Origin of the sequence: Microcoleus sp. LAD1_D3, from assembly GCF_036702135.1 — a bacterium.
Taxonomy (GTDB): Bacteria; Cyanobacteriota; Cyanobacteriia; order Cyanobacteriales; family Microcoleaceae; genus Microcoleus.
On sequence record NZ_JAUBSB010000031.1, the window covers coordinates 1 to 26,841 of the forward strand.

Below are 26,841 nucleotides of genomic sequence, written 5' to 3' on the forward strand. Positions count from 1 at the left end.
GTTTTGAAGGAATATATTAGAAATCAAGAAAAGCCGTCCTAGAAGGACGGGGCTTGAATCCCGTTTTTTTGGTCACTGCCACCTGGCTCACAAGAAAGCGGGTTTATCCTACTTCCCCTTGGGCATGGTCTAACAATTTTCATTAATTCAGGGGGTAAGCCGTGCATCTCACTAGAGAAAATTGCCTCAATTATTCCTCTCTCAGTACGAAAACGCTCTGTATCTGATGGAATTTGAATATTCTTTGCATCATCTAGATGTACTTCCACTGGATCTTTAGACGATGGAGTTTGATTGTTACTCCGCATCGCCTGTTCACGTCGAAGTTGTCTCTGTATTTTTTCTTGCTCTTTTACTTCATTTCGCTTACGGATTTGTTCATCATAAAGTTGCTTCAACTCATCTTTGCGAACTTGTCCAACCACAGTAATTGTGAGCGAATCTAGCCATTCAGGAAGGGCATTAATAGGATTGCACCATATTTGTTCAATATGATAAAATAAACTATCTCGTTGCTGCTGAGGAATATCTTTTGGGTCTAGCCAGACTTTACCGACCTTTTCGCGATCGCTATTATCAACTTCGTACCAAAAGTTAATATTGGCGAAGGAGCCAGCGTCTAATTCATTTGCCAAATTTGGGTAATCACACTTGATTTTTTTGATGTGAAACCAAACATTTTTTTTATGTCGTTGATTAGCATTCCTAAATGTGCGGCTTACAAAGCCGAAACCTCTTTCTGTATTGTATTCCTGAACCTGACCAAATTCGACTTCCATTATTACAACTCCCAGTTAAATAGGGATTCCCATGATGATATAATATGTCAATCCCACAAAAAAATCAAGCCAAATACGTGCGATCGCCCGCAAATATTTTGAGACATTCAATAATGTAAATGTCAGATTAGATATAGGTGGGTGATGGGTTTCCTCGACTACAACAGCGCAACTACAAACTTATTAACACAGGACTCATAAATATGATTTTAGGTTTCGATCCAGGTAAAGACAAGTGCGGCATCGCTGTAATGGGTATAGATAAGAACGTCTGCTACCATCAAGTTGTGCTGTCGGAAGCAGCGATATCTACTATTCAATCTCTGTGCGAACAGTTTTCTATTGAGTTATTGGTGATGGGAGATCAAACAACTTCTAAGAGTTGGAAACACAAACTGACGCAAAGTTTGTCGCCTGCGCTCAAAATTGTTCAGGTTGATGAGAGATACAGCAGTTTAGAAGCGAGGGAACGCTACTGGCAAATGTACCCTCCGACAGGAGTTCAGCGCTTAATTCCGAAGGGGATGCGAACGCCACCGAGACCAGTGGACGATATTGTGGCGATCGTCCTAATTCAGAGGTATTTAAACAAAAGTTAGTCAATTTTATAAGCGTTACCACTGATGAGCTTTGATAATTAAGGAATCAATATGTTTGGGCTGCTCTTGAATTTTTAACTTAAATAAAATACACCCTGAATTTAGTGAATTTATCATTAAATAACAGTTAGTGTTACTTGATGACAGCTTCCGTCAAAATTACCTTACCATTCTGGCGGACTTGTAGGCGTTCCGGGTTAATCGAATAGATAATATTGCCGTTAGTCGCTTCATAAGTTCCGTCGTCACCTGTCGTTACTTGCATGACATTGATTTGGGTGCCATTTATTTTGCTGAGGCCGCGGTAAAAAATATCGCCTTCCTGGGTTTTGCAAATGTATATAGAAAAGTTGGGCGTTGCGAAAAATTGCACCATTTCGGCCCTCGGACATCCCTCAACTTGAGCAATTTGCAGCGGTTGATTATTGCCCAAAGTGTTGGGTGCGATCGCCGGGACTTTGGCAATCGGTTGATTTAGTGCTGTTGCTTTTGCTGAGGCTGTCAAAAAGCCGTGAAGCGAAGCTATCCCGAAGGGAATCGCACTAATCCCCACCATAACTAGAACTATTCCTTTAATGCCCTTAACTCTATCTTTATAAAACATCTTGTCACTCCTGGTTTTAACTATATAATTACATCTTAAGCGATCTTTGCTGGATATTAATAATATTTAATATCAGAGGTGAGGTGGGTGCACCAACAACCTAAACCCTCGGTTTAAGTAAGGTGCGAACTGCGCGCCCTACACCAGTGAAAATACATAAGTATGTCAATGCGCTCGAAGGAAAGCAATCTCTTGCATTGATGACAATTGTACGATCGTATGACTTGTGCAGGCTGATCTAAGAAACCCTGTTCCTTCAGGCATTTCTCATTACTCAAGCTGTTATTTTCGTAGAAACCGGCTTTCTAGCCCCCCATCTCGAACTGACTCAGTTACACGGTAATGTTTATTTGCGCTTACCCATTTATTAAATAATAAAAAGGGAAAGAAAAGATACATTTTCCTTCCCATTCCCCCTTTTTTAAGGCACAATTCCTGACTGCGAACCTTGTAATTAATTAACTGCTGCCAATTGTTTGCCTTTGATTTCCACAGGCGCCGTTAATGCCTCTTCCAAATCCGCACAGCCGAGTTTTTCCTCCAAAATAGCCATCACTTCGCGGCCGAAATCATTGGAATTCCGCTGCCAAGCTTCTAAACAAATTTGTCCGAAAAACGAACCCAAAGGTTCGGGATTCCACAGCAATTTGCGCGCTGTCCAAGGCATCAAACTCATCGGATCGTAACCCGGTTGCAGAATCTCCTGTTTAAAGGCGTATTCTTCCAAAATTGTGTGCGGCTGCAACCCGATAAAGAAAATCGCGGGTTCCACTTTATCGGCTCCGAAAATTCGCTCTAATTCTCGGTGATAAGCAATAGTTTGCCGGATGGTTTCAAAGGTTTCGTCAATGACGTTAAACGAGTAATTAACGGAAACCAGATCATTGTAACCTGCTGCTTTTAAATCGCGACAATTTTCCAAAACTACTCGCAAGTTGTAGCCCATCCGCATTTTCCTAACCAGTTCCTGGGAACCGCTGGTGATGCCGATCTCAAAGTAATTCATCCCCGTTTTTACCATCAAATCACACAACTCTGGTGTGAGATTATCCGCACGGATGTAAGCAGCCCAGTGGATGTCAGTCATGCCGGCGGCGATGATTTTTTGCAATAATTCAACTGCATCGTCGATGAATTTGCGTGCGGGGATAAATTGAGCGTCGGTAAACCAGAAATTGCGGATACCTCGATCGTACAATTGCCGAATCTCCGCTACCACCTCATCCGCTGGATTGATCCGCACTTGTTTCCCTTCAATCACCGTATAAATGCAGTAACAGCAATTATGAGGACAGCCGCGCTTGGTTTGGACTCCGACGTAGAAGTCCATATCCTGTAGATAATAGGAAAATTCCGGCCAAATGGTTTCGATGTAGTTATAATCGCAAGCAGTTTTCTCGATGTTGGCTGGCTTTTCGTGAATTAGCCTCGCGCGCGGCACGGTTTCTCCCACCACATAACACCTTTCCTCGGCCACATCTTCGCCCTTAATCAACTTCTCCAGCAAAGCTTCGCCTTCCCCCACCGAAACCACAGTTCCCGCCGGCAAACTGCGTCCCAACTGCTCGTAAAACACGCTCACAGCACCGCCACCGACCACTGCACGAGCTTCGGGGCGGTATTTCCGGGCCCGCTTCAATCCGCGCTTAATCAGTCCCAAATTGCGCCAGAGTTCGGTGTAGTAAGACGTGGCTAAACGCAGTCCTCCGAGTGCTCCCCGGAACTTGATTAGCAGGTTTTTGGCGTAGTAAAACTCGAAGGCATTTTGCAGCGGATTGCCGCCTCTACCGCCCACGGGCGCGTAAATTTGAATGTCCCGCCAAGAGAAAACCAGCAGAGTCGGCTTAAACTCGTCTATGCTGGCATCCAAAGCTTTAGCGAAATCCAGGGGTGGCACCGCACCTAAATCGAAAATGCGCTGTTCGACATCGGGAAACAGCTTGTGTACGTGATCCGAAAGATAGACAACTCCGATCGGGAAAATCGGATTGCAAGGGAGGCGAACGTACAGGACTCGGTTTTCTCGGTTTTCCATGATTGCCATATCCTAAAGTGGAACTTTTTCAGCTATGTTAATATTCTTTTAATATAACTTTACAATCTGTCTAATTTTCGCAATTTGACATTAAATATTCTTAAATTTTTCTATTTGGCTCAAGGCCGAGCTTGTTGGTGTCGATCGGCGAGAGCAGCAGAAAAAAGCTAATTTTTAAGTAAATACAGCGTATTTTGACAGAAAATCCCAGCGGGGAGTTAAAAACCAGATATTTATCCGGTTAAATTTAAATTTAGGTACGATCGGTCTCTCATGTATTGGGGAGTTGGTAGTCGGCTTTACAGTAGCCGGGATCGCCTAGTGTTAGCCTGAGAAGATAACTAAAACTTTTAGGCAAGGCTCCCTCAGCAGTTATGGCTCAAATTCTTGACCCCGTACCCTCAGACATTGACAGCAAGATTCTGTGCTGCTACGTCAACGCCACCAGTCAAATTCAGATTGCTCGCATCGCCAACATTCCTAACTGGTACTTTGAACGAGTAGTGTTTCCCGGACAGCGCTTAGTGTTTGAAGCAATACGGGCCGCAGCATTGGAAATTCACACCGGGATGATGGCTAGTGCAATTTTGTCGGATAAAATTCCTTGCGATCGCTTGCAGATTAACGAAGGCCCCTATTCAAACGTCAATCCTAGCAGATCCCCAGAGGCAGTTCAGAGCGATCGAGCAGTAATGGCCGGCCGCCCCAAATCCCGAGAACTCTCAGAACCTTTGACTGTACCGGCACTAACCGCCGTCGATTAATCGAAGTTGTGAGTTTTGAGTTATACATTGTCAGTTAATTGATAACTCTGCGCTCAAAATTCCAACTTCTGCAAAGTGGTAAAAACTCAGCACTTAAGAATCAAAGTTTCTGAAATGAATTTTATATCAAAACTCACAACTGCAAATATTGTCCGGTTTTTCGTATTTCCCTGAGTTTTGTTGGCGGGATCGACAACTGTGCAAAAATATCCTTAAACAGCTTGTCGAATTTCAGCCATGTCAGCACAACCGATCGCATTTCCCCCATCTTCGGCCCCAGTATTTAAGCCGGCGGTATTCCGGCTTTCTCCCCTGATTAGAATCACGCTGTTGAGCTTGTACACAGCCCTGACAATTCCATTGCCGTTTTTGTCGGAAGTAACGAAAGCACCGGTACCCCCGGCCGCACTCTGGGCGGCAATAGTTGTCGGGGCTGTGGGCCTGTACGGCGTGCTCAGTGAAAGGGTAATTTTGAGCGAGGAAGGGATTGAAGTCACATATCCCAACTGGTTTCCGCGTTTTTTTCGCAAGGGTTGGTCGCTACCTTGGAGTGAGGTGAAAGCTCTCAAACCTCGATCGACAGGTCAAGGAGGTTTAGTTTACTATTTTTTGAGTCATTCGGGTGAAGGTTATTTGCTGCCAATGCGAGTGGCTGGGTTTGGTAAATTAGTCGGTTTGGTGGAAGCAAAAACAGGTATTGATACTAGAGATGTCCGCCCTTTGTCGCAGCCTTGGATGTATCTTATTTTGCTCTTCTGTACGCTGCTGCTGCTGTTGGTGGATGCGTGGACGATGGTCACGGCGATCGGGCTTAAAGGTAATCTGTAATATTATGTCCGGTACAATAACTGTTATAAAGTTGGTACTGAGGAATTTAGTCCTCATAAAACTTGCTCGGACTGAAGTCCTGAATAAGCGGTACTGCATTTAGTTTTTATATTTGGGGCGGGCTAAGCTGTCGCGCATTTAAATTGCACGTTAGAGGCGGGCGGGACGCCCAACCCCTACTCCCCACAAAAGTTTGATTGTTTTTTGACGTACAATTTAAAGGCAGAACAGCTTAGAAGCAACTGCCCACAAGATTGTCCATCAAAATAAGTATATAGATTAAACGCGCGATTACTTACAAACCTCTTTGATTGTGATAGTTTATGTGGCTAAGATTAGCTAAAAAACATTGAGCTAGTTTGCATTTTTAAAACTCTTAAAATTTTTGTGGGGAGTAGGGGTTGGGCATCTTGCCCGCCCCAAATATGCAGGTTAAATGTGGAACATCTTATTATCCAACACGCGCAAAAAAGAAAAACCCGGTTTCTTTAAGAAGCCGGGTTTTTGCGTATTCTATTGTTTATTTAAGCTACTTAACTCCAGCCGATCGCCGACTGTTAGGTGATTCGTAGTAAACTCCAGAACCTGTATCCGAAACAAAATGACAATCCCAGTAAGAGCGAATAAAGCTCTTCCAAATTGGCTCGGTTGACTTGCGATAATAATCGCCCAAGACTGGTTTAATTGCTTCTGTTGCTTCCTTCAAGTGATAGTGTGGCATTGTCGAGAAAATGTGGTGGGCTACGTGGGTGCCGATATCGTGATGGATGGAATTGATGATTCCGTAGTCGCGATCGATCGTAGACAATGCACCTTTCAAGAAAGACCAATCTTTACCGCGATACCAAGGAATATCAGCTTCTGTGTGGTGCAGGAATGTGACCAAATCCAGCCACATCACGAACACTACATAGGGAACCAAGTAGAACTTGAGTAAAAACAGCCAACCAAACTGATAGGTTAGGGCGCCTAAAAAGCCTACCATCAGTACCAAGGATGCGGAACTCGTCAACACATCCCATTTTTCGGACGGACGGAAAATCGGGCTACCGGGCATGAAGTGAGAACCTGCCCGATCGGGCGATCGCCGAAATAGATAAATTGGGTAGGCAAATAACATCAAATAAAAGCGTCCCAGCTTTTCGTACCAAGGCATTTGATTGTATTTGCTCTCCGATACCGGATACCAGCTTTCATCGTTATCTAAGCTGCCTGTATTTGCGTGGTGGGTTCTGTGACTAATCCGCCAACCGTGGAAGGGCACGAGAATTGGAGCGTGGGAGAGGTGTCCGATAAGGTTGTTGAGCCATTTGCTCTTAGAAAATGAACCGTGTCCGCAGTCGTGGCCCACTACAAACAATGCCCAAAACATGGTTCCCTGCATCAACCAAAAGATTGGATAAAACAGCCAGGAATCGACGGTGTAGGCGATCGCATACAAACCTGCGATGATGCCAATATCTAAAAAGAAATAAGCCAGAGATTTCCATGCCGAGGGCTCAAAACAGTGGGCTGGAATGGCTGCCTTGATATCTTGAAGAGTAAAAGGTAACTCTGTTGTACGAGAGGACGAGTCTTGATTGCTCGGGGGATTGAGAACAGTATTTGATTGCACGAAGTTTCCGATTTAAGCTGACTTGAGAAACCGCATTCCGCCTTGTAACAGTCAATCGATTTTAGATTTTAGATTTTAGATTTTAGATTCACTCCACAGATGAATCTGGGGGCTTAAACTAAGATCTAAATTCTTTGGCTCTCCCGGACAGGAGTCGGGGGGCTGTATCCCTATGCAGGTGAGGTAACATTCAACCTGCAAGGAGCCATATTTTTACTCTGCAAGGGTTTCTAAAGTTCTTTAGTTCGCAGGATTAGCCCGTCCGCGATTCTCAAGCAAGTTGGCTTGTGGAATACTTGTGTGGGAAAAATTAGTGCGATCGACCCTGTTATCTGAAAAAATCTCATGTGCCCGTTGTTGGTGCGAAATGCGACTTCAATCTGAGAGTGGACATCTGGAGGAACTACCTCCAGTCTGCAGGTAGCATACAGCGTTTCGAGCAGGAATTGTGAACGAGAGTGTAGGGAAAAACCATCGATTTTAGATTGGCGATTTTAGATTCAAGCACAAATCTCCAATCTCCAATCTCCAATCTCCAATCTCCAATCCGAGTGTTGGGTTTCACACAAGTTCTACCCAAGCGACTGTTCACTACAGTTCACCAATTCTGCAAGAATTGCTAAAGCTAAGTTAATGTAACATTTCTACACACATTCTGACAATGACTTACCAGAAAAACTTGAAAATCCCTAAATTGCGGAAAGTGGCGGGCGATCGCTTTCTCGCTTTTTGATTTTTTAGGTTCCAGCTTTTTCTAATATGAGCTTAGACCGTTTTACCATTTCTGGAACGTCGATCGGATAATCGCCAGTGAAACACGCCGAACAAAAACTCATCGGGTCTTCGTTAGTCGCCTTCAGCATTCCATCCCAACTCAAGAAAGCCAAAGAATCAACCCCAATTTGGGCGCCTATTTCTGCGACTGACTTAGTAGCCGCAATCAACTGATCTTGATTGTCGGTGTCGATCCCGTAGAAACACGGATGAGTCACCGGCGGCGAGGAAATTCTCATGTGAACTGCGGTTGCACCCGCATCCCGCAAGGCTTTGACGATTTTGCGGCTGGTAGTACCGCGCACGATCGAATCATCGATAATAATTACTCGCTTCCCTTCCAAGACATCTTTGAGAGGGTTGAGTTTCATGCGGATTCCTGACTCCCGCATTGTCTGAGTCGGTTGAATAAAAGTGCGCCCCACGTAGCGGTTTTTAATCAATCCTTCGGCGTAAGGAATGCCGGAAGCTTGAGAAAAGCCGATCGCCGCCGGGATTCCAGAATCGGGAACGCCGATGACTATATCAGCATCAGCGGGAGATTCTGCTGCCAACAAACGCCCGATCCGCAGGCGGTAGCTGTACAAACTTTCACCTTCCATTTGGCTATCGGGGCGAGCAAAATAGATCATTTCAAAGATGCAAAGTTTGCGTTTCTGCTGCTGGCTCCAGTGGAAGGAAGCCATACCTTCCTCTGTAATCCAAACTAATTCCCCGGGTTCTACGTCGCGCAAAAATTCAGCACCGATAATATCCAAGCCACAAGTTTCCGATGCTAAAACGTATCGTACCGGAGTTGTGGGCAGGATGCCAATTACCAGCGGGCGGACGCCGTGCGGGTCCCGGACTCCCATCACGCCTTTGGGGGTGGCGATCGTCAAACTAAAGGCTCCTTGGCACATAGCAAAGGCACTGATCGCTGCTTCCAGCCAGTCTTTGCCCTTGTCTACCTCGGAGCCGATCGCCACTGCGATCGCCTCTGAATCCGTCGTACTGACAAATTCGCACTTCCGAGACAGCAATTCTTCCCGCAATTCTTTGGTATTGACAAGATTTCCGTTATGTGCTAAGGCGAGACTTCCCAAACGGGTTTGGACGACAACAGGTTGAGCGTTGACAACCCGCGACGAGCCGGTAGTAGAGTAGCGAGTGTGGCCTACGGCTAAGTTACCGGGCAAGTGACCTAAACTCGATTCGTTAAAGACTTGGGAAACCAGTCCCATATCTTTGTGCAGGTGGACTTTTTCACCTTCAAAAGTGGCAATTCCTGCTGATTCCTGACCGCGGTGCTGCAAAGCATACAAACCGAAGTAGGTCAACTTGGCGACATCTTCACCCGGTGCGTAGATACCGAAAACGCCACAAGCTTCCTCGGGCTTGTCGGGTTTGCTAGAATGCTCGTCAGCCGCGAAGGAATGGTTGGGAATCATAGATGGATGGGTTCCTAATGGGGAAGGTGGGTTAGGGGGACAATTTCAGCGGGAAATCTGGTTTGCGAAAGCGTCGCATAACTTAACATTCCCTTAATCTTGCCACGGATCTGTCATTATTTCCAAGTCGTGTAGCATTTCAGACAGAAGCGATGCGGCGTTTAATGGCATTGTAGTATCGATCGCCCCCCAATCCTATACTAACCTTGATTAAGGGCGGGCGAGGGATTTGTCGAGGGATTCGGCGATTGTCAAACGAAGTCGGCGCAACGCGAGACTGAAGAGATCGGCTATCGTGCAATGGAAAACAAATTAGAAACTTGCTTGAGGGGCTTTTTCAAATATTAGGATTTAAGGGCGATCGCTCTTGACTTTTTCAGGGAATTGACCTAGTATATCATCATGGGAATCTGTGCGGCCACATAAAGTCATTTTGGGCGCGATCGAGTATTAAGTAATGTCCACAGGAGTGAACCGTGGGATGGAGATTTCGCAGCCTGAAAAATTTTCCTACTCTACAAAGTCAATCAGCTTCATCTCCTGACCAAACTTCCTCTAAATCTCTCGCTGCGTGCAGAATTCTCACTACCTCCATATAGTTATCAAAAGACAGATAGAAAATCAGATAATTCTCAAAACCCCTAACTGACAATCTTCGCAAACCCTCCAACCGTGGATTTTGAACCGGATACAGGCGACCCATTCCCGACATTTGAGCCAATTTCGCAAATGTCTGACGTGCTGCATCAAAAAAACGCAATGCAGCATCAAGATTATTTTGAGCAATATAAGCAAAATTTTCGTCTAAATCTTGACTTGCTCTTGGTGTAATGACAATCCGTTTAGTCATTGCTGCTGTCGGTCAAGTTCCTGTACCAAATGAGCGCGTTTTTGCTCCCACCAATCCTCGGTAATCTCTATAGAATTGCCACTATCCAAACCAGCCAACAATAACGACTCAACCCGCGCGGCTCTTGCTTGTTCTTGGCGAATTAGGTGCAAGATGTATTCCGCTGCATTACTGTAGCCTCCGATTGCCACTTGTTCGTTAATAAAATTTTGAATTGAATCGGGAAGAGGAAGATTGAGGGCCATATTTTTTATCCTTCCTGATGTGTGACCTTGGATATTTAAATTATTATAAATCAGGTTCGATCAATTTCCGTTTTTGTAGGGTGCGTCGCTGTGAGATTTTTGATGAAATTTGCAGATTTGAGATGGCGACGCACCTGACTGACTCTCGCGGTGCGTCGCTGCGAGATTGTCGATTTGATTTGTAGATTGTTCAAGGCGACGCACCGTACCACTACTACGCGGAAACTAGGACGAGGAAGAAACCGAAGCTACCGCAACGCGAAAACCGAGGTGCCTGCTGCGATGGACCGCCCAATTCCTGCCACGATAGGCACTACGGCAATAGACCGTATTGCAGTTCCAGGCACCAGCACGCAGCACTCGGTTATTATCTGTTCCAGTTTCCCAAGAACTTCCATCAGTCGGTGCGCCGTTATAATTACCATGCCATTTATCGCTGCACCATTCCCAAACATTCCCGTGCATATCATACAAACCAAACGGATTCGGCGGAAAACTCCCCACATCCGTTGTTTGTTTGCGGTAAAATCCCTTCGGCGCAGCACCGTAGGGATAATTGCCATCATAATTAACTAAATCCGGGGTAATCGTGTCACCAAAATAGAAAGGCGTTGTAGTTCCGGCGCGAGAAGCATATTCCCATTCGGCTTCCGAAGGTAAGCGATAAATCTTGCCGGTTTTTTGAGAAATTTTCTGGCAGAATTCCAGAGCATTATTCCAGCTTACTTGTTCTACAGGACGTTTCAAACCTTTGATATCAGAAGGGTTATTCCCCATCACTACTTCCCACTGTTCTTGAGTAATGGGATATTTACCCATAAAAAAAGGAGAGATATTAACAGTACGCTGCGGCCCTTCATTGTTACTTCGCCCTGCTTCTGTACTGGGGGAACCCATCACGAAACGGCCGCCAGGAATTGCTACCATGTCTAAGATTGCACCGCTACCTAAATTTTCACTAATAAATTGTGCTTGACGGCGTTGACGGCTAGTTATATTACCCCGCACATCAACTGTCACCACTTCAAAGTCAAACCTTTGTAAAGTCGGCGCCGGAGTTGGTGTCGGTGCGGGAGTTTGTCTTGACTGACGTTGAAAATCTCTTAAAACTTCCTCGGCTGATTGATAGCGCTGCTGAATATCTTTTGCCAACAACTTAGATAAAATCACTTCCAATCCCTTTTCTATGGGGCTTTTCAAATGTTGCTGCCAATTGGCTGTCCAACTATAACCTTGATCCACCCACAAATCAAAAGGATATAGCCCTGTCAGTAGATGAAAAGCAGTCGCCCCCAAGCTAAACAAATCGCTGGCTGGATAAGCTTCACCCCCTTTCATTTGTTCAATGGGTACATAACCATCCGAACCAATTCGCGTTCCCAGTCTCGACATCACTGTTCCCGACAACTGTTTGGAAACTCCGAAATCAATCAACATTAACAAACCGTCGCAGCGACGGCGCATAATATTCTCAGGCTTGATATCTCGGTGAATAATTTTTTGTTCGTGAATAAACTTGAGAACAGGTAGAAGTTCGAGTAATAGTTGCTTAACTTGGCTTTCTTGCCAAATTCCCTGCTTTTGCAAAAGGTTTAACAAATTATCACCATCGACAAACTGCTGTACGAGATACAAATATTTGTTGTCTTCAAAGTAGGCATCAAGGGAGGGAATTTGGGGATGTTGTCCTAGCTGTTGCAGTTGTCTGGCTTCTTGCTGAAATAATTCTCCCGCTTTGCTAATCGCCCAAGTCCCCTGGACATTTGGTGCTAATTGTTTAACGACACAGCGTTGATTTAGTTTATCAATATCTTCTGCTAAATAAGTTCTGCCGAAGCCACCTTTACCGAGGAATTTGATCATGCGGAAACGATTTCGCAGGATAAGTACGAGTTTAACGCCACAACTGATGCAATATGTTTGTCCGTCGGGGTTGTCAGGCTTTTCGCAGTTGGGATTGATACAGCAAATCATTTATTTTAGGAATGATACTGTTTATATTGTATAGATTGACTGGGCGATTGACTCGACGATTAATTGGGCGTTTGAAATCGCTTCTGCACAAACAAACTCCGCCTGCGCGGACTGAAAATTTTAAACCCGCGTCGGCGGGTTTCGTCTGTGTAGAGGCGGTTTCAACCGCCCTTTGTAGGGAATGCGATTAGACAGATGCAATCCGACGCTCGATCGCATTATAGAATCGATCGCCCATATCACCCATCGCAACCTCAATTAAAACTTGATTGTCAGCACTCACAACCCGCAAAGGTGATTCAGCACAGCAAACTAAACCAATCTTATGCCACATTTTGGTCAAATGTTCTTGCAGGTAAGACTCCCAAATCTCTTGATTTTTCGGTGCGACTGAAACTACAATGCAGTTGCCCATTTCACCAAACAAAATTTCATCCCAGCGGCTGACATTTGCCGAGTTGAAACTGAGATGAATTTCCGCACCCATTTTAGCAGAGATACAAGATTCCGCGAGGGCGATCGCAATTCCACCTTCCGCACAATCATGGGCAGAACCTACCCAACCTTGCCGAATTCCATCGCGACAAACCGATTGCACTTTTCTTTCTAACTCAAAATCTATCCTTGGCGGTTTCCCAGCGACAATCCCGTGAATTGCTGCTAAATATTCCGAACCTCCGAGAGTTGGAGAAGTTTCGATTTTTGAGCTTTCAGATGAAAGTTCTGAGTTTTGGGATGATTCCCCCATTCCCAGCACATAAATTAAATCACCTTTCTTTAGCCAAGCTTGGCCGCAAATCTTCTTCAAATCGGGAATTAACCCCACCATTCCGATTACCGGAGTCGGATAAATTGGTTGAGGGTTTCCCTCAGCATCAACCGTTTCATTGTAAAGAGAAACATTCCCCCCAGTCACAGGCGTTCCCAACTCCCGACAAGCATCAGCAATTCCGCGACAAGCTGACGCTAACTGCCAATATCCGATCGGCTTTTCGGGACTGCCAAAATTCAAATTATCAGTAACTGCGAGAGGTTCAGCACCCACACAGCTTAAGTTTCTCGCTGCTTCCGCTACGACTGCTTTTGCACCTTCATAAGGATCGAGATAAACATAACGAGAATTGCAATCAACCGTTGCAGCAACTCCAGGAATCATCCCCAGGGGCGCTTCCTTCTTGCTAAGGGGGGGAGAAAGTTTGGGAGTTTCCCTACCTTGTGCCTTTGTAAATAGAGGAATTACTTCTTCTTCCTGTTTGCTTTCGGAAGCTAGAGAAACAGCATTTTCTCTCAGTAGATCCCCCTTAGCAAGGGGGTGTACTTCTAACCCGTTAGCAAGGGAAGAGTGGCAAGGTTCTAGGGGACGCAATCTGACAACCGCAGCATCAGCACCTCCCGGCAAAACAACAGTATTGTTTTGCACTTGATGGTCGTATTGGCGATAAACCCAGCGTTTAGAAGCGATGGTGGGAGTATCTAAAAGCGTCAGCAAAATCTGAGTCCAAGTTTGGAAATTGCCGTTAATTTCGATACCTTTAACTGTGGATTGGGGCAGCGAATCCGCCGTCCATTCCCATGCTTTTTTAGCATATTCGGGCGGCTCTGTCAACAGTTCTCTGTGATAAATTGGCGTGTTATCTGCCAAAGCAGTTGCGGTAATTTCGGCAGCGATTTCGCCTTTAAATAGAATTCGGACGATCGGCTCTTCAATCACTGTACCCGCTACTACGGCGTGCAATCCCCAGCGGTGGAAAATATCGATTAATTCTTGTTCGCGTCCTTTTTGGGCAACAAACAACATCCGTTCTTGGGATTCGGAAAGCAAGTATTCGTAGGGAATCATGCCGCTTTCTCGAACGGGAACTTTGTCTAAATCGAATTCAATGCCGACCCCGCCTTTGGCGGCCATTTCTGATGTGGAACAGGTGATTCCGGCCGCACCCATGTCTTGGGCGGCGACGACTGCACCGGTTTTGAATGCTTCTAAACAAGCTTCAATTAAGGATTTTTCTAAAAATGGATCTCCTACTTGGACTGCGGGGCGATCGTCCATTGATTTGTCGGTCAATTCTGCACTGGCAAAACTTGCTCCTCCCATGCCATCTCTGCCAGTAGTTGAACCGACGTAAAGCACGGGATTTCCGATGCCGGATGCCCCTGATTTGACGATTTCTTGAGTTTCCATTAAACCCAAGGCCATGACGTTAACTAGCGGGTTGCCAGAATAAGCAGGATCGAAGTAAACTTCGCCGCCAACAGTGGGTACTCCGATGCAATTTCCATAATGGGAAATTCCCGATACTACGCCTTTGAACAATCTTTGAGTTTTAGCATCGTCTAAGTTGCCAAAACGCAAGGAATTTAAAAGTGCGATCGGGCGTGCACCCATTGTGAAGATATCGCGGAGAATCCCGCCGACACCGGTTGCTGCACCTTGGAAAGGTTCGACTGCTGACGGGTGGTTGTGGGATTCAATTTTGAAGGCGAGTTGCAAGCCTTCTCCCAAGTCTACGACGCCGGCATTTTCTCCGGGCCCGACGAGAATTCGATCGCCCTCTGTGGGAAACTGTTTTAATAGTGGCCGCGAATTTTTGTAACAGCAGTGTTCGCTCCACATGACGCCGAACATTCCCAATTCAGCTTTATTGGGATGGCGACCTAGACGCTGAACAATTTCTTCATATTCTTCTGGTTTGAGTCTTTCAGCGGCAATTTGTTCGGGGGAAAATGGGGATTCGGAGATGGGAGACATGGAAACTCGTTATAAACCACAGGCTTCATTCTAAATGCCCTGTGGTTGGTTAATCTAAAATCTAAAATCTAAAATCTAAAATCCCAAGCTTTTGGTTTGCTAATCTAAAATCTAAAATCTAAAATCGAATGACTCAACCTCAAAATCTCAATTTTGCTAACCAAAACTTGCGGAACCGTTCTTTTAAAGGGCTTGACTTGTCAGGGGCGAATTTCAGCGGTTGCGACATTCGAGGCTGCAATTTCACCGGGGCGATTTTGAGGGGGGCAAATTTTCAGGGTGTCAGAACCGGACAAAGCCGCAGGCGGGTGAGAAATTTGATTGCTAGGGCTGGCGTAACGGCGGTGACAGTGACGACGGCTGGGGCTTTGACTGGACTGATAGCCGGGGCGGATGCGGGGGCTGTGGCGGTGGCCGGAACGGCTGCTACGGCGATTGCTGCGACTCGGTGCGAGGCTGGAATTGTGGCGGGGGCTGTGGCTGGGGCTGCTGCTGCGATCGGCGCTAGCGGTATTGTGACATTTTTGGGCGGAGATACTATCAGGGGAATTGTCTTATTTTTGGTTTCTGGGGTAATTCTTGGGTTAACTGCGATCGGCTTTTTTATCGCTGTTGAACAAATAGAAAAATTGTCGATAACGTCGTTTAGAAAGGCTGATTTAACTGATGCTGTATTCGATCCGGGGGCGGTTCTAGATGCCGATTTTTCCGATGCGCGAGGAGTGCCGTGGTAGACAACCTGCTTCTAAATCTAAAATATAAAATATACCATCTAAAATCGGATGACTAAGTTTCCCCACGATCAGTTTGCAAAAGAATACCTCCAAGAGTTATTGTCGCCTCTTGGAGAAGTAGAAACGAGCAAAAATGTCACTGCTGAAGTTAGAGAAATTGATGTTTGGTTTCAACCAACTTCTTTTGAGGGCGAATATGTCCAAAGTTTGGGTTTGTTAGTTGACACTCCCCTGCCTGAAGGCGAGGGGATTCTTGGTTCTGCGACCTACCTTAAAACTATCTATCCTTGCGGCAGTGTTTAAACCAGGTATCCGTTCAAAAGAACCAAATATCGAGCTTAATTTAGATAGCCTCAGAGGGTTTATCTCCCCAAGCTTTCGAGAATTGCTTCTCTTGTTTCTGTGTGCCCCACAGTACATTTTAAAAATAAAAAGTTTAGTCTCTGATTTTGGCTTACATTAGTTAGCCCAGCTATGTTTTTCGTGGTTTTCGCTACCCACTAACCATTATTGTTTTCCGACCAGTCGTTTGAGCGTGGTGTCTCTCATGTATCGGCGGTTATTCTACCTGTAGTATAGTTATTGTACTCTACAATGAACACAATGCAAGAAAGTTCAAGAAAACACTTAACAAAAGTTGATAATTAATTAAAGCCGTCAAGCGAAGGCGATGCACTGAGCCTTGCACTGAGCGTAGCCGAAGGGTAGCCGAAGTGACGGGGCTTTAGACCAATTTCTTGGTAAAATGGCTGCCACGGCGGCGATAATTGAACCGTTTCGCAATCCTGTGACTGCTGAGGGAATTTTTAGCTGTGTTGTTAAGTTATTAAATAGTAGGGCAGAACTTGGGCGGCGGTCTAATCGAGAAAATCAACGTTTCGAGGAAAGATAATTGCCGATGTTGATGTTGTGGATTCTCACTCCTACTGCTTCGGAAGCTTTATTAAGCAGTTTTGGTTTTCGGACTCCTGAAGAGTCGGAGGGCTGGGGGAAAGGAGTTTATTTTTTATCGGAGGTTTGGAGAGTTGGCTTAATCGCCATTCACCAACTACCTCCAGAAACGATGTGGTTGCGGATGCTGGGTAGAGGTCGAGTGCAGCAAGGGGCGATCGCGGAATTAACTGCATTTCCCATTGATGCTTCAATTCGAGCTAATGCGCTACAATTACTTTACATCTTGCAGGAAAATTTGCAAGCGAATACACCAACTAATCCCGCAGGGGATGATGAAGATCAGGAGTTAGTTATGGCGATCGTACCCCTTTTTCAACAAAAGTTACAAGAAGCACGAGAACAAGGTCTTGTACAAGGTATTGTACAAGGTCTTGAGCAAGGAAGAGAACAAGGAATTGAACAAGGAATTGAGCAAGGAAGAGAACAAGGAAGAGAACAAGGAAGAGAACAAGGAATTGAACAAGGAAGAGAACAAGGACAGCGGTTGATTTTAGAGAGTTTCTTGCAGGTCAGATTTGGGGAGTTAGACCCCCTAACTCTCACTTTTGTGCGCCCGGTATCGGCTCTACCTACTGCCGAGTTTACGATGTTGTTGGTGCAATTGTCTATGCTGCCGATCGCACAAATCGATCGCCAACCAGTCCAAAATTTGCTAGCGGAAAGTGTTTTGAACAACCGCTTCAGCGAATCAGGACAAGAAGAACGCCCCGTTAATCTCATCCCCAATTTGCTCGGCTTATCCCCAGAAAATTTATCATTACTGCTGTCAGAATTGCCTCAATTATCGCTGGAAAATCTGATAGCTAGATTACCCGATACACTTGAAAACTAACAATGTGGCGAGAACCCCGACTTCTTAAACAAGTCCGGGTTCTGGGTGTATAATCAGAGACTGTGGTAATTTGTCATTTGCCGATGAAATTGCGATCGTTCTTTTCTTTCCTCATTGCTGGCGTGTTGGCACTCTTAGGCTTGAGTGCCGGTGGTTTTTACTGGCTGACAACTCAAACTCCCCTGAATTTGCTCGCTGGCGGGCCGACAACTACTCCGGCTGCGGCTGTGTTTGTCTCGAAACAAGCACCTTTGTTAGCTTCAATGCTGGTAAATCCCGATCGCCTCGAAGCATTGCGACAAGTTTTTGCCACTCCCGAAGAAAGAAGTCGATCGCACGCCGAATTTGAGCAAATCAAAAAAAGTTTCCTCGGCAATACAGGCCTCGATTACAGTCGAGATATCCAACCTTGGATAGGTGACGAAATTACCCTCGCAGTCACAACGCCTGATTTCGATGGCGACAGCAGCAACGGCCAACAAACCGGGTTTTTGCTGGCCGTTTCCTCCCAAAAGGTCGATCGCAGCCAACAATTTCTCGACTCCTACTGGCGAAAACAATCTCGTTCCGATAAAACAGTTCATTCGGAACTATATAAAGGCGTAAAAATTAATTATAAACAAGCACCCACCGCCCAGAAAAAATCTGCTTCGCTTTCGCCTTTTAACCAGTTTTTTCTGCCGAATTCAAAGTTGCCATCCAGTTTCGCAACAGCAGCCATCGGCGATAATCTAAATTCTGGGAATAACCCAAATTTTGTTTTATTTGCCAACAGTCCGAATGTGATTCGAGAGGCAATTAATAACGTTGAATCAGCCAACTTAAATCTCAACAATACCCCCGAATATCAAAAAGCTTTGCAGCAGCTAACTCAAGGCAGAATCGCTTTAGCATTTGTCAATCTGCCACAGTCACAAACCGAGCAAAATCCCCAAGTTTCTCTTAATTCTCTCGCAGTTGCTGTCGGAGTCAACCGACGAGGATTGCTGGCTCAAACTGCTTTAGTGACATCGCGAGAAAACACAGCTTCTCCAACACTCTCCGAACCAGTGCAAGCCTTGCAGTACATTCCCTCAGCGAGTCCTTTCGCGGTCGCCAGCAGCGATTTAAGGAATTTTTGGGCTGATTTGTCATCGGCGGTGTCCACTAATGCAGAAGTCTCAAAATTAGTCGATCGCACCTTCGGAGATATTCAGCAAGTTTGGGGAGTCAACCTGCCGCAGGATATATTTAACTGGGTACAAGGAGAATACGCTTTAGCAGTGCTTCCGAATTCGTCAAATAGTGCTGACTGGATTTTTGCCGCCGAAAACTCTGCTGATTCCCAAAAGGCGATCGACAAACTCGATGAAATTGCCCGCAGCAAAGAATACAGCATCGGCAGCTTCAGTCTCAGAAACCAGAAAATTACCGCTTGGACGCAGTTGACAACGAGTCCAAATTATGGTAAAGAAAATAATAGAAAAAGTGCGATCGAAACCGAGGCAAAAGGAGTCCGAGCCACCGTCGGCAAATACGAAATTTTCACCACCTCAGTAGAAGCAATGGACGCAGCACTAGAAGCAGCCTCAACAGGTTCTTTAGTTGCCAATCAAGATTTTCAAACCAGCATTGAACCGCTACCGCCATCTAACGACGGCTATTTTTATTTAGACTGGCCCTCCAGCAGGGCAATTTGGGAAAAACAAATCCCGCTGTTGAGGTTAATTGAACTTTCGGCAAGACCATTGTTCGACCACTTGCGATCGCTCACCGTCACCAGTACGGGAGAAATAACAGGAATTCGCAAAGCTACTATATTTATGCGGCTGAATTAGTTAGTAGTCATTAGTCAGTAGTCATTAGTCATCAGGAAGAAGGAAGAAGAAAAACAAGACACTATGCCCAATTCCCCATTCCCAATAACTCAGGACTAAGGACTAAGGACTACTGACTACTGACTAATGACTAAGGACTAATAACTACTGGCTGCTTCACGTTTTTAGGTTGCCCAAAATAAGCTTGAAACACATCTTTGGCAATCGGGGCCGCGGCAACAGAACCATAACCGCCATTTTCCACAACCACGGCGATCGCAATTTCCGGCTTTTCAGCGGGCCCGAACGCCACATACAAAGAGTGATCCTCCTCTCCGATAACCTCCGAAGTCCCTGTTTTGCCCGCCGTCATCGGAATCGTACCGTCATTCATCCCCTGTCCCGTACCCTGGGCAACTACCGCGATCAGTCCTTCCTTAACCACCTGAATTGTTGAAGGTTTCATCCCCGTATGTACCCGTTGAGTCTCCGCTGTGCCGGTCATAGAAGTCAAAAGATGAGGCTTCACGCGATAGCCCCCATTAGCGATCGAACCCACCATCACCGCCCCCTCCAAAGGGGTCATCAACACCAACCCCTGCCCGATCGACATCGTTACCGTATCACCCGCATACCAAGGTTCTTTATATATTTTCTCCTTCTCGGCCGGCGTCGGGGCTTGACCGTGATTGCCGCCGCCTAGCCCCAAAAGATTCAAATCCGTCTCCTTGCCAATTCCCAGGCGGTGTCCCCACTTAGAAATTTGCTCCGGCCCGGTACTAATCCCCACTTGATAAAAAAACGTATTGCTGCTGAAAGCCAAAGCATCCCGAAAGCCGATGTCGCCGAAACCGCCCCTGTGTTCGTTAAAATCAATTCCCCCCACAGTAATGTAAGACGAAGTACCGAGAATTGAGTCCGGCGAAAATTTGCCCGACTCCAGACCCGCGACGGAAGTCACAATTTTAAACGTGCTGCCGGGGGGATAGCCTTGCATAGCACGATTTAAAAATGAATTTTCCGGGTCTTGAAGAGTTGCCCAGTCATCCTTAGTCATTTTTCGCGTAAACAGATTGGGGTCAAAAGTTGGGTAGCTTGCCATAACTAATACCGCGCCAGTTTTGACATCTAGGGCCACTACTGCTCCCCGGCGGTTCCCCAGGGCTTTTTCGGCTGCTTTTTGCATTTCCAAGTCTATGGTTAGCTGCACCGCCTCGCCCGGTTTGGGCGGTGTCTCTCCCACCAGCCGCAATTCTTGATTGTTGGCATTTATCTCGATCAGCCGATCGCCCCAAACTCCGGCAATCTTCTGGTTAGAGCTCGCTTCTATGCCCATTTGACCGACAATCATCCCCATCGGATATTCGGGATGAGCTTCCAAGTCTGCTGTGGTAGCCTCGCCAATATATCCGATAACGTGAGCCGCCAAACTCGCTTCGGGATAGTAGCGGTTCGCTTCTGGCCTCACTTCCACTCCCCGCAGTTGTCCCACCTGTTCTGCTAGCGGCACAAACACCTCTGGCGGCATTGCTTGCTTGAGCCGCACCGGTCTGTAGGATAGAGGATCGACCTCTTTTATTTTTTTTAAAATTTCTTCGACCGGGATTTTAACCAGCGGACTCAATTTTTCTGCTGTCGCTTTCCACTGTTCCGGCGTTTGTTCTTTCGGCCACAAATATACCGATCGAGCTAAATTGTTTGCCGCTAGCAACTTGCCTTTGCGATCGATAATGTGTCCGCGATTCGCCGCCATTGGCACTAGGCGAACGCGATTGTTTTCCGCTCGTTCCCGGTTTTGCTTCCCTTGTACCAGTTGTAATTCCACCAGCCGACTAGCGTGCAGGCCCAGCAAACCGGTTGCCACCAGCATTAACACGATCGCCCGGTGTATCGGACGATCCTGTTTTTTAGGAGTTTCCCCCAGGCTTTTGTCAGAAGAGTGAAATCCTGATATCGAATAAACTTGTCGTTGCATCATTCTATAGGTAGATGTCAAATCCTAGATTTTAGATTCTTGAATTGTCCCTTGTGAAGTATACATCATCAAACCGGGGCCAATCGGGCCTTGACCCTTGGGGGAAGCGGAATGATCGATCGTTAACTTTTGACTAATCATTAATAACTCATCACTCATGACTGCTGACTGGTGACTGCTGACTGTTGACTGCTGACTGTTGACTAATCCCCCAAGCACCAAGAAATAGCCAGAAAAATCAAGGTCAGGCTCAGCCAATTAGGGAGGTGGAGCCAGCCAGATAGACCTATAGGTAACAATACCAAGGCCTGTGTCAATAGGGAACCGATCGCCAACAGCAAGGCTAGGAGTATCAAATTTATCATCTTAACACCGTACAATTTCGGATATTAGTCGATCGCCTGTGGCAGAAATCCGAGTGGCACAAGCGAGCGCGATCGTACAGGGATTGTCCTGATAGACATAAGGAAGAGAAGCCACGAGGTTTTGAACGAATTTAAAAAAAATTATTCTTCCTCCCGAGTTGGGATTCTAGGGGCTGCGATGGGTAAATTCTGAATTGTGATGTTAAGTTGTGACCGAGGAGTATTGCCATGTTGTTTAATCAGGGAGCCAATTTCAAAAACGGTGCGCTCTTGGGTGCGATCGCGGCGATCGCAGCCCTACCAGTTTTAGCAGAAACAGCCAATTTCGGCACTTTAACTTTATCGCGAGGTTTTGCAGCCCCAACAGCAGTTTTGAGAGGTTCCACAGGCGGATCGTACTCTCTATCTGCCATAGCCAACGCCGATCGCCACAAAAACAAATGTTTGGGTTTTGCCACCCCAACTCCCGACCACATCATAGTCTTGCAGCAAAAATTTTCAAAACTCACACTCCAAATCAACAGCGGAGGCAAGGACACAACCTTACTCGTACAAGGCCCCGGTAATGCGGTGCGCTGCGGAGACGATATAGGTCAGAATAAAGATGCTGCCATACTTGATTCTGACTGGCAAGCAGGCTCTTACAGGATTTGGGTAGGTACTCTCGAACCCGGAGTCAAGTCTAACTATACAATCTCAGTACAGGAATAGAACGCAGCGGCGCTGTTGGATGGTGACAATAAAATATCATCAAATTCTCCCCCCATCTCGCACTCTCTCACGGTTCCACTCCGTAATATCCCCCAATCTCCCGATCGACCGCTCACTTCCGCCATCAAGTAAAATGTAAAATCGAAAGTGGCGTGTTTAACCAAAATAGGTAACTCCGAAAGTGCTAAAGACTCTTAGAGCTGACTTCAGTATAATTTTCGATCGCGACCCTGCCGCTCGCAACTGGCTGGAAGTTTTGTTTTGCTACCCCGGTCTTCAGGCCCTAGTGCTGCACCGCCTCGCACACTGGCTTTATGTGTTGGGGCTTCCCTTCATCCCCCGCTTGATTTCCCACATTGCTCGCTTTTTGACCGGAATTGAAATCCACCCAGGGGCAACCATCGGCAAAAGCGTATTCATCGACCACGGTATGGGGGTTGTGATCGGCGAAACAGCGATTATCGGCGATTTTGCCCTAATTTACCAAGGTGTCACCCTTGGCGGAACTGGCAAACAAAGCGGCAAGCGTCACCCTACCGTCGGCGAAAATGTAGTTGTAGGTGCCGGCGCCAAGGTACTCGGCAATCTGCAAATTGGCAACAACGTTCGTATCGGCGCAGGTTCGGTCGTGCTCCGGGACGTACCATCTGACTGTACAGTGGTAGGGATTCCCGGCCGCATCGTCTATCGATCGGGAGTGCGCGTCAATCCCCTAGAACACGGCAGTTTGCCGGATTCGGAAGCGGTGGTAATTCGCTCTTTGCTCGATCGTATCGAATCCCTCGAACAGCAAGTAAAAAGTTTGCTTCCTCAACAATCTGTCTCCTTAAATTCTGTTCCAAATTCCCACAATTTCCACTCAGTATCAGAAGCTTTAAACCAAGCCAGCAATGTAGCCGTAGCCGAAAAAACACAGCTAGTTACAACCCCTAGCTGCAAGTTAAAAGATAAAGCCATTCAAGAATTTTTCGACGGCACCGGCATCTAAAAATAGTTTTGAGTGTTGAGTTTGTCATTGGGAATTTTTCAACTTAAAACTTTCCTACTGACAACAGTCAACAGTCAACAGTTAACAGTCAACTGACTTCAAGGATTAACCGATCGCACAGACCAATTTCCCTCCCCGTCGCGCCGATAAAGCGATCGATTTTGCGGTTCCCCCCGCAACTCCAACAAATCCACCGTTTCCGGTTCCAACAACAGCAAGCAAAAATTAGGCAGCGGCTCGATCGCATCTGGGGAAGCAGAATCAAAAGCACTAGCCTCGGCTTTTTCATCCCCCGGATGAGGCCAAGCAAACTGTGATCTAGCCGCCTCAGAAAGCTCCTGCCAAGTTGTGCACCGCGATGAGCACAACTGGGCATCTGGATAATCTGCCCCTACCAAAACTAGCTTTCCAGCAATCCGAAATTGTTCGCGAGTTTTCGGGAAATACCAGCAAATTTCCCCCCAAGGATAGAGGTTAATTTCCTCGGCCTTTGGGCTGCGAATATCTGTAATAAATTTCAACTGATTAGTATCTGCTAAAAAGCCTCGAAACACCACAGTGCGGTTTGCCGGACGCCCGGTGGGGCGAACAGTTGCTAGTTGCAAGTAACGGGCAAAAGCCAGACTGCGGTTGCGGTGGAGCGCGTGAGCTAAGGGCGATCGCCAAAGTGCTAAAGACATAATTAATAACCTATCATATTAGTCATTAGTCATTAGTCATTAGGCATTAGGCATTGGGCATTGGCCAAACAGGGCATTGTTAACCGTTGACTGTTGACTGTTGACTGTTAACCGTTAACTAATGACTAATGACTACTGACTAATGACTACTGACTCTTCTTTCTGCTATTGGTAATTTTATGTCAAATTCACTCTCAAAACTCAAAACTATTGAAACTCCCCACAGCGGCTACCACTGGGACGGCAGTTCCCGGCGCTTTTTTGAAGGCTGGTACTACCGAATAACATTACCGATTCACGGACAATCCTTTGCATTCATGTATTCCATCGAAGATCCCAGAGGCGGTCAACCTTACAGTGGCGGTGCGGCTCAGATTCTAGGCCCGAAAGATAGCTATTTGTGTCGCACCTTTCCAGATGTAAATAAGTTTTGGGCGCACCGAGAAAGCTTGGGTTTGGGACATTGGGGCAGAACAGATTTACAAATTAAACCCCAATATTTAGAGCCGCAAGTATTCGACAGCCGCGTCGAAGAAGGCTATCAAGCTACTGCTACTTTGAATCAAGGTTATTTGCACGATCCAGGAAGCGGCAGCCACTGTTTTTGGCAGTACGAAATTAAACCTATTTATGGCTGGGGAAACTCTGAGGAAATCCAGAAATCTACGGCGGGAATGGTATCTTTTCTACCCATATTTGAACCGGGATGGCAAATTTTAATGGCTCACGGTTTAGCCACGGGCTGGATCGATTGGAATGACGAACGCTACGAATTTAAAGATGCTCCCGCTTACAGCGAAAAAAACTGGGGCGGTGCTTTTCCGCAAAAGTGGTTTTGGGTTAATTGCAATTGTTTTCAAGGCGAAAAGGATTTAGCTTTAACTGCTGGCGGCGGCAAGCGGGGCGTGCTGTGGTGGATGGAATCGGTAGCAATGATTTGTCTGCATTACCGAGGCAAATTTTACGAATTTGTGCCTTGGAATTCGCAAGTTAGTTGGACTATTGAACCTTGGGGAAGCTGGAAAATGCAGGCTAGAAACAGCCAATTTGAAATTGAGTTGATTGGCACTACAAACAGTCCTGGTACTTATGTGCGAACTCCTACAGAAAAAGGCATGGCTTTTTGCTGCCGGGATACGACGCACGGCGAATTGCGCTTGCAACTGCGAGAGTTGTTGGGGGGAAATGTTGAAAAAAATGGCAAGCAGCGTTCTAGAATTATCTTAGAGGCTCAAAGTTCTTTATCGGGTTTAGAAGTTGGGGGCGGGCCTTGGGATGAAGTTTGGCGATCGAATTAAGTCATTAGTCATTAGTCAGTTAACAGTTAACAGTTAACTGTTAAGTTGAGTCAGAACACTTGGAGATTAAGTACGAACAAACAATGGAACTTTCGGGCCTTCTACACACTTTTCAAGTAGACTCTAGCGGAGCCATTGTCAGTCCCGCACGGCTCAATTGCATATGATAAAGTTCTGCTTGCTCTTGCGGGCCAACCCAGACGGTGGCCTGGCCTTCGTGGTGGATTTGGTTGGCGAGTTTCCAAGCTCGATCGCTCGTCATCCCTGGAATGTATTTGGTCAAACATTCCACAACGTGCTGAAATGTGTTGAAATCGTCGTTGAGGACTATTACCCGATAGTTGGGATAAGGTTTGCGGGTAACTTGACTCGATCGAACGGGTGCTATGGTTGGTGAAGAGGTCATCGCGCGAACAGCCACTGAAACTACAAAATTCGTAAAAGAGTTACCGATTACAGTATAACCCAATTTATGAAATTTTTAACCGCTATTTGGCAGTTCGAGCGGCTTCGAGGTTTATTTTCACCGCTGCACCCTGGGTTGCACCCCGCCCGTCAAACTCAAGTTAATTAATACTCATCTCAACAAAGACTAAAGTCCTCACTACCAACCTATCAAGTTGTGTAGTAAGGACTTTAGTCCTCAAACTCAGATGCTACTAAGCCGCAGCCAAATTTGCTGCTGCGAAATCCCAGTTAGCCAAATTATCCAAGAAATTAGTAATGTAGTCGGGACGGCGGTTTTGGAAATCCAAATAATAAGCGTGTTCCCACACATCCAAAGTCAGCAACGGAGTTTGCCCGTGTGCTACCGGGGTGTCAGCGTTAGCAGTTTTGGTAACTTTCAAAGTACCGTTGTCCACAACCAGCCAAGCCCAGCCGCTACCGAACTGAGTTGTCGCAGCAGTCTTGAATTCTTCTTTGAATTTGTCGAAGCTGCCGAAGTCGGCGTTGATTTTGTCAGCTAAAGCTCCTGTGGGAGTACCGCCGCCGCCCGGTTTGAGCGAATTCCAGAAAAAATTGTGGTTCCAAACTTGACCTGCATTGTTGAAAATGCCTGCTTTGGATGGGTCTTTAGCAGATTCCTTGACAATTTCTTCAAGGGATTTGCTCGCCATTTCAGTCCCTTCAATCAGTTTATTCAGATTGGTGACGTAAGCAGCGTGGTGCTTGTCGTGGTGGAACGAAAACGTGTTGGCCGACATATGAGCTGGTTCTAGCGCGTCAGCGGCGAAAGGTAATGGTGCGAGTTCAAATGCCAT

At 46.2% G+C, this 26,841-nt stretch carries 24 protein-coding genes; 10 read left to right on the forward strand and 14 right to left on the reverse strand.

The genetic code is table 11. The features are described 5' to 3' along the window. Positions 1–38: 38 nt before the first annotated feature. Positions 39–779 (reverse strand): hypothetical protein, encoded by a 741-nt coding sequence (locus tag QUA74_RS17745; RefSeq protein ID WP_333331613.1) that lies wholly within the window; start codon positions 777–779, stop codon positions 39–41. A 203-nt stretch (positions 780–982) separates the two neighbouring features. Here QUA74_RS17745 and QUA74_RS17750 point away from each other — a divergent pair, with 203 nt between their 5' ends. Beyond that, positions 983–1,378: a pre-16S rRNA-processing nuclease YqgF gene (locus QUA74_RS17750; protein ID WP_333331615.1), complete on the forward strand. Its 396-nt coding sequence runs from the start codon at positions 983–985 to the stop codon at positions 1,376–1,378. Between the two features lie 133 nt (positions 1,379–1,511). Here QUA74_RS17750 and QUA74_RS17755 read toward each other — a convergent pair whose 3' ends face one another. Continuing rightward, positions 1,512–1,982 (reverse strand): hypothetical protein, encoded by a 471-nt coding sequence (locus tag QUA74_RS17755; protein WP_333331618.1) that lies wholly within the window; start codon positions 1,980–1,982, stop codon positions 1,512–1,514. Between the two features lie 454 nt (positions 1,983–2,436). Next, the gene (locus tag QUA74_RS17760) at positions 2,437–4,017 is read right to left on the reverse strand and encodes a photosystem II high light acclimation radical SAM protein (RefSeq protein WP_333331621.1); all 1,581 of its coding nucleotides are present in this window, start codon (positions 4,015–4,017) and stop codon (positions 2,437–2,439) included. 374 nt (positions 4,018–4,391) lie between these two features. Between QUA74_RS17760 and QUA74_RS17765 the strand changes: the two genes are divergently transcribed. Together QUA74_RS17765 and QUA74_RS17770 are read left to right on the forward strand one after the other, a co-directional pair. Then, a complete protein-coding gene (locus tag QUA74_RS17765; RefSeq protein ID WP_333331624.1) occupies positions 4,392–4,781 on the forward strand; it encodes a DUF1830 domain-containing protein in 390 nt (129 codons plus the stop codon). A 237-nt stretch (positions 4,782–5,018) separates the two neighbouring features. Then, complete coding sequence (locus tag QUA74_RS17770; RefSeq protein WP_333331626.1) at positions 5,019–5,609, forward strand: hypothetical protein; 591 nt, start codon at positions 5,019–5,021, stop codon at positions 5,607–5,609. A 529-nt stretch (positions 5,610–6,138) separates the two neighbouring features. Here QUA74_RS17770 and QUA74_RS17775 read toward each other — a convergent pair. The 6 genes from QUA74_RS17775 to purL form a co-directional block, all read right to left on the reverse strand. Next, positions 6,139–7,224 carry a DUF3474 domain-containing protein gene (locus tag QUA74_RS17775; protein WP_333331629.1) on the reverse strand — a complete coding sequence of 362 codons (1,086 nt, stop codon included), beginning with the start codon at positions 7,222–7,224 and terminating at the stop codon, positions 6,139–6,141. Positions 7,225–7,961: 737 nt separating this feature from the next. Continuing rightward, the gene (gene purF, locus QUA74_RS17780; RefSeq protein ID WP_333331632.1) at positions 7,962–9,428 is read right to left on the reverse strand and encodes an amidophosphoribosyltransferase; all 1,467 of its coding nucleotides are present in this window, start codon (positions 9,426–9,428) and stop codon (positions 7,962–7,964) included. A 523-nt stretch (positions 9,429–9,951) separates the two neighbouring features. After that, a complete protein-coding gene (locus tag QUA74_RS17785; RefSeq protein ID WP_333331635.1) occupies positions 9,952–10,278 on the reverse strand; it encodes a type II toxin-antitoxin system RelE/ParE family toxin in 327 nt (108 codons plus the stop codon). Further along, positions 10,275–10,523, reverse strand: coding sequence for a type II toxin-antitoxin system ParD family antitoxin (locus QUA74_RS17790; RefSeq protein WP_333331638.1), 249 nt, complete (start codon positions 10,521–10,523; stop codon positions 10,275–10,277). The genes QUA74_RS17785 and QUA74_RS17790 overlap by 4 nt, the downstream gene beginning before the upstream one ends. A 225-nt stretch (positions 10,524–10,748) precedes the next feature. After that, positions 10,749–12,497: a bifunctional serine/threonine-protein kinase/formylglycine-generating enzyme family protein gene (locus QUA74_RS17795; RefSeq protein ID WP_333331640.1), complete on the reverse strand. Its 1,749-nt coding sequence runs from the start codon at positions 12,495–12,497 to the stop codon at positions 10,749–10,751. A gap of 187 nt (positions 12,498–12,684) precedes the next feature. After that, on the reverse strand, positions 12,685–15,246 hold the full coding sequence (gene purL, locus QUA74_RS17800; protein WP_333331643.1) for a phosphoribosylformylglycinamidine synthase subunit PurL: 2,562 nt from the start codon (positions 15,244–15,246) through the stop codon (positions 12,685–12,687). A gap of 128 nt (positions 15,247–15,374) precedes the next feature. Between purL and QUA74_RS17805 the strand changes: the two genes are divergently transcribed. The 4 genes from QUA74_RS17805 to QUA74_RS17820 all read left to right on the forward strand — a co-directional run bounded on the left by QUA74_RS17805 (position 15,375) and on the right by QUA74_RS17820 (position 19,583). Beyond that, a complete protein-coding gene (locus tag QUA74_RS17805; RefSeq protein WP_333331646.1) occupies positions 15,375–15,980 on the forward strand; it encodes a pentapeptide repeat-containing protein in 606 nt (201 codons plus the stop codon). A 48-nt stretch (positions 15,981–16,028) separates the two neighbouring features. Further along, positions 16,029–16,283 (forward strand): hypothetical protein, encoded by a 255-nt coding sequence (locus QUA74_RS17810; protein ID WP_333331649.1) that lies wholly within the window; start codon positions 16,029–16,031, stop codon positions 16,281–16,283. Between the two features lie 595 nt (positions 16,284–16,878). Continuing rightward, positions 16,879–17,766, forward strand: coding sequence for a flagellar assembly protein H (locus QUA74_RS17815; protein WP_333331652.1), 888 nt, complete (start codon positions 16,879–16,881; stop codon positions 17,764–17,766). 62 nt (positions 17,767–17,828) lie between these two features. Then, a complete protein-coding gene (locus QUA74_RS17820; protein WP_333331655.1) occupies positions 17,829–19,583 on the forward strand; it encodes a DUF3352 domain-containing protein in 1,755 nt (584 codons plus the stop codon). A gap of 130 nt (positions 19,584–19,713) precedes the next feature. Here QUA74_RS17820 and mrdA read toward each other — a convergent pair whose 3' ends face one another. Together mrdA and QUA74_RS17830 are read right to left on the reverse strand one after the other, a co-directional pair. Then, entirely contained in the window at positions 19,714–21,540 is a 1,827-nt protein-coding gene (mrdA, locus tag QUA74_RS17825; protein WP_333331658.1) for a penicillin-binding protein 2, read from the reverse strand. 21 nt (positions 21,541–21,561) lie between these two features. Then, complete coding sequence (locus QUA74_RS17830) at positions 21,562–21,795, reverse strand: hypothetical protein (protein ID WP_333331661.1); 234 nt, start codon at positions 21,793–21,795, stop codon at positions 21,562–21,564. A 335-nt stretch (positions 21,796–22,130) separates the two neighbouring features. On the opposite strand from QUA74_RS17830, the gene QUA74_RS17835 reads away from it, so the two are divergent. Both QUA74_RS17835 and cysE read left to right on the forward strand, forming a co-directional pair. Further along, entirely contained in the window at positions 22,131–22,613 is a 483-nt protein-coding gene (locus QUA74_RS17835) for a hypothetical protein (RefSeq protein WP_333331664.1), read from the forward strand. Positions 22,614–22,794: 181 nt separating this feature from the next. After that, positions 22,795–23,601, forward strand: a complete 807-nt coding sequence (cysE, locus tag QUA74_RS17840; protein ID WP_333331667.1) for a serine O-acetyltransferase — start codon at positions 22,795–22,797, stop codon at positions 23,599–23,601. 98 nt (positions 23,602–23,699) lie between these two features. On the opposite strand, the gene QUA74_RS17845 is transcribed toward cysE, so the two are convergent. After that, the gene (locus QUA74_RS17845; RefSeq protein ID WP_333331669.1) at positions 23,700–24,281 is read right to left on the reverse strand and encodes an Npun_F5749 family FMN-dependent PPOX-type flavoprotein; all 582 of its coding nucleotides are present in this window, start codon (positions 24,279–24,281) and stop codon (positions 23,700–23,702) included. A gap of 179 nt (positions 24,282–24,460) precedes the next feature. On the opposite strand from QUA74_RS17845, the gene QUA74_RS17850 reads away from it, so the two are divergent. After that, positions 24,461–25,579, forward strand: coding sequence for a tocopherol cyclase family protein (locus QUA74_RS17850; protein ID WP_333331672.1), 1,119 nt, complete (start codon positions 24,461–24,463; stop codon positions 25,577–25,579). 112 nt (positions 25,580–25,691) lie between these two features. Here QUA74_RS17850 and clpS read toward each other — a convergent pair whose 3' ends face one another. Both clpS and QUA74_RS17860 read right to left on the reverse strand, forming a co-directional pair. Next, entirely contained in the window at positions 25,692–25,985 is a 294-nt protein-coding gene (gene clpS / locus QUA74_RS17855; protein ID WP_172185659.1) for an ATP-dependent Clp protease adapter ClpS, read from the reverse strand. Between the two features lie 253 nt (positions 25,986–26,238). Then, complete coding sequence (locus QUA74_RS17860; protein WP_333063623.1) at positions 26,239–26,841, reverse strand: superoxide dismutase; 603 nt, start codon at positions 26,839–26,841, stop codon at positions 26,239–26,241.

Bases quoted from the DNA above. Each gene is read 5' to 3' on its own strand.
- QUA74_RS17745 (WP_333331613.1), bottom strand. From the start codon at position 779: ATGGAAGTCGAATTTGGTCAGGTTCAGGAATACAATACAGAAAGAGGT.
- QUA74_RS17750 (WP_333331615.1), top strand. From the start codon at position 983: ATGATTTTAGGTTTCGATCCAGGTAAAGACAAGTGCGGCATCGCTGTA.
- QUA74_RS17755 (WP_333331618.1), bottom strand. From the start codon at position 1,982: ATGTTTTATAAAGATAGAGTTAAGGGCATTAAAGGAATAGTTCTAGTT.
- QUA74_RS17760 (WP_333331621.1), bottom strand. From the start codon at position 4,017: ATGGAAAACCGAGAAAACCGAGTCCTGTACGTTCGCCTCCCTTGCAAT.
- QUA74_RS17765 (WP_333331624.1), top strand. From the start codon at position 4,392: ATGGCTCAAATTCTTGACCCCGTACCCTCAGACATTGACAGCAAGATT.
- QUA74_RS17770 (WP_333331626.1), top strand. From the start codon at position 5,019: ATGTCAGCACAACCGATCGCATTTCCCCCATCTTCGGCCCCAGTATTT.
- purF (WP_333331632.1), bottom strand. From the start codon at position 9,428: ATGATTCCCAACCATTCCTTCGCGGCTGACGAGCATTCTAGCAAACCC.
- QUA74_RS17785 (WP_333331635.1), bottom strand. From the start codon at position 10,278: ATGACTAAACGGATTGTCATTACACCAAGAGCAAGTCAAGATTTAGAC.
- QUA74_RS17790 (WP_333331638.1), bottom strand. From the start codon at position 10,523: ATGGCCCTCAATCTTCCTCTTCCCGATTCAATTCAAAATTTTATTAAC.
- QUA74_RS17795 (WP_333331640.1), bottom strand. From the start codon at position 12,497: ATGATTTGCTGTATCAATCCCAACTGCGAAAAGCCTGACAACCCCGAC.
- purL (WP_333331643.1), bottom strand. From the start codon at position 15,246: ATGTCTCCCATCTCCGAATCCCCATTTTCCCCCGAACAAATTGCCGCT.
- QUA74_RS17805 (WP_333331646.1), top strand. From the start codon at position 15,375: ATGACTCAACCTCAAAATCTCAATTTTGCTAACCAAAACTTGCGGAAC.
- QUA74_RS17810 (WP_333331649.1), top strand. From the start codon at position 16,029: ATGACTAAGTTTCCCCACGATCAGTTTGCAAAAGAATACCTCCAAGAG.
- QUA74_RS17815 (WP_333331652.1), top strand. From the start codon at position 16,879: ATGTTGATGTTGTGGATTCTCACTCCTACTGCTTCGGAAGCTTTATTA.
- mrdA (WP_333331658.1), bottom strand. From the start codon at position 21,540: ATGATGCAACGACAAGTTTATTCGATATCAGGATTTCACTCTTCTGAC.
- QUA74_RS17835 (WP_333331664.1), top strand. From the start codon at position 22,131: ATGTTGTTTAATCAGGGAGCCAATTTCAAAAACGGTGCGCTCTTGGGT.
- QUA74_RS17845 (WP_333331669.1), bottom strand. From the start codon at position 24,281: ATGTCTTTAGCACTTTGGCGATCGCCCTTAGCTCACGCGCTCCACCGC.
- QUA74_RS17850 (WP_333331672.1), top strand. From the start codon at position 24,461: ATGTCAAATTCACTCTCAAAACTCAAAACTATTGAAACTCCCCACAGC.
- clpS (WP_172185659.1), bottom strand. From the start codon at position 25,985: ATGACCTCTTCACCAACCATAGCACCCGTTCGATCGAGTCAAGTTACC.
- QUA74_RS17860 (WP_333063623.1), bottom strand. From the start codon at position 26,841: ATGGCATTTGAACTCGCACCATTACCTTTCGCCGCTGACGCGCTAGAA.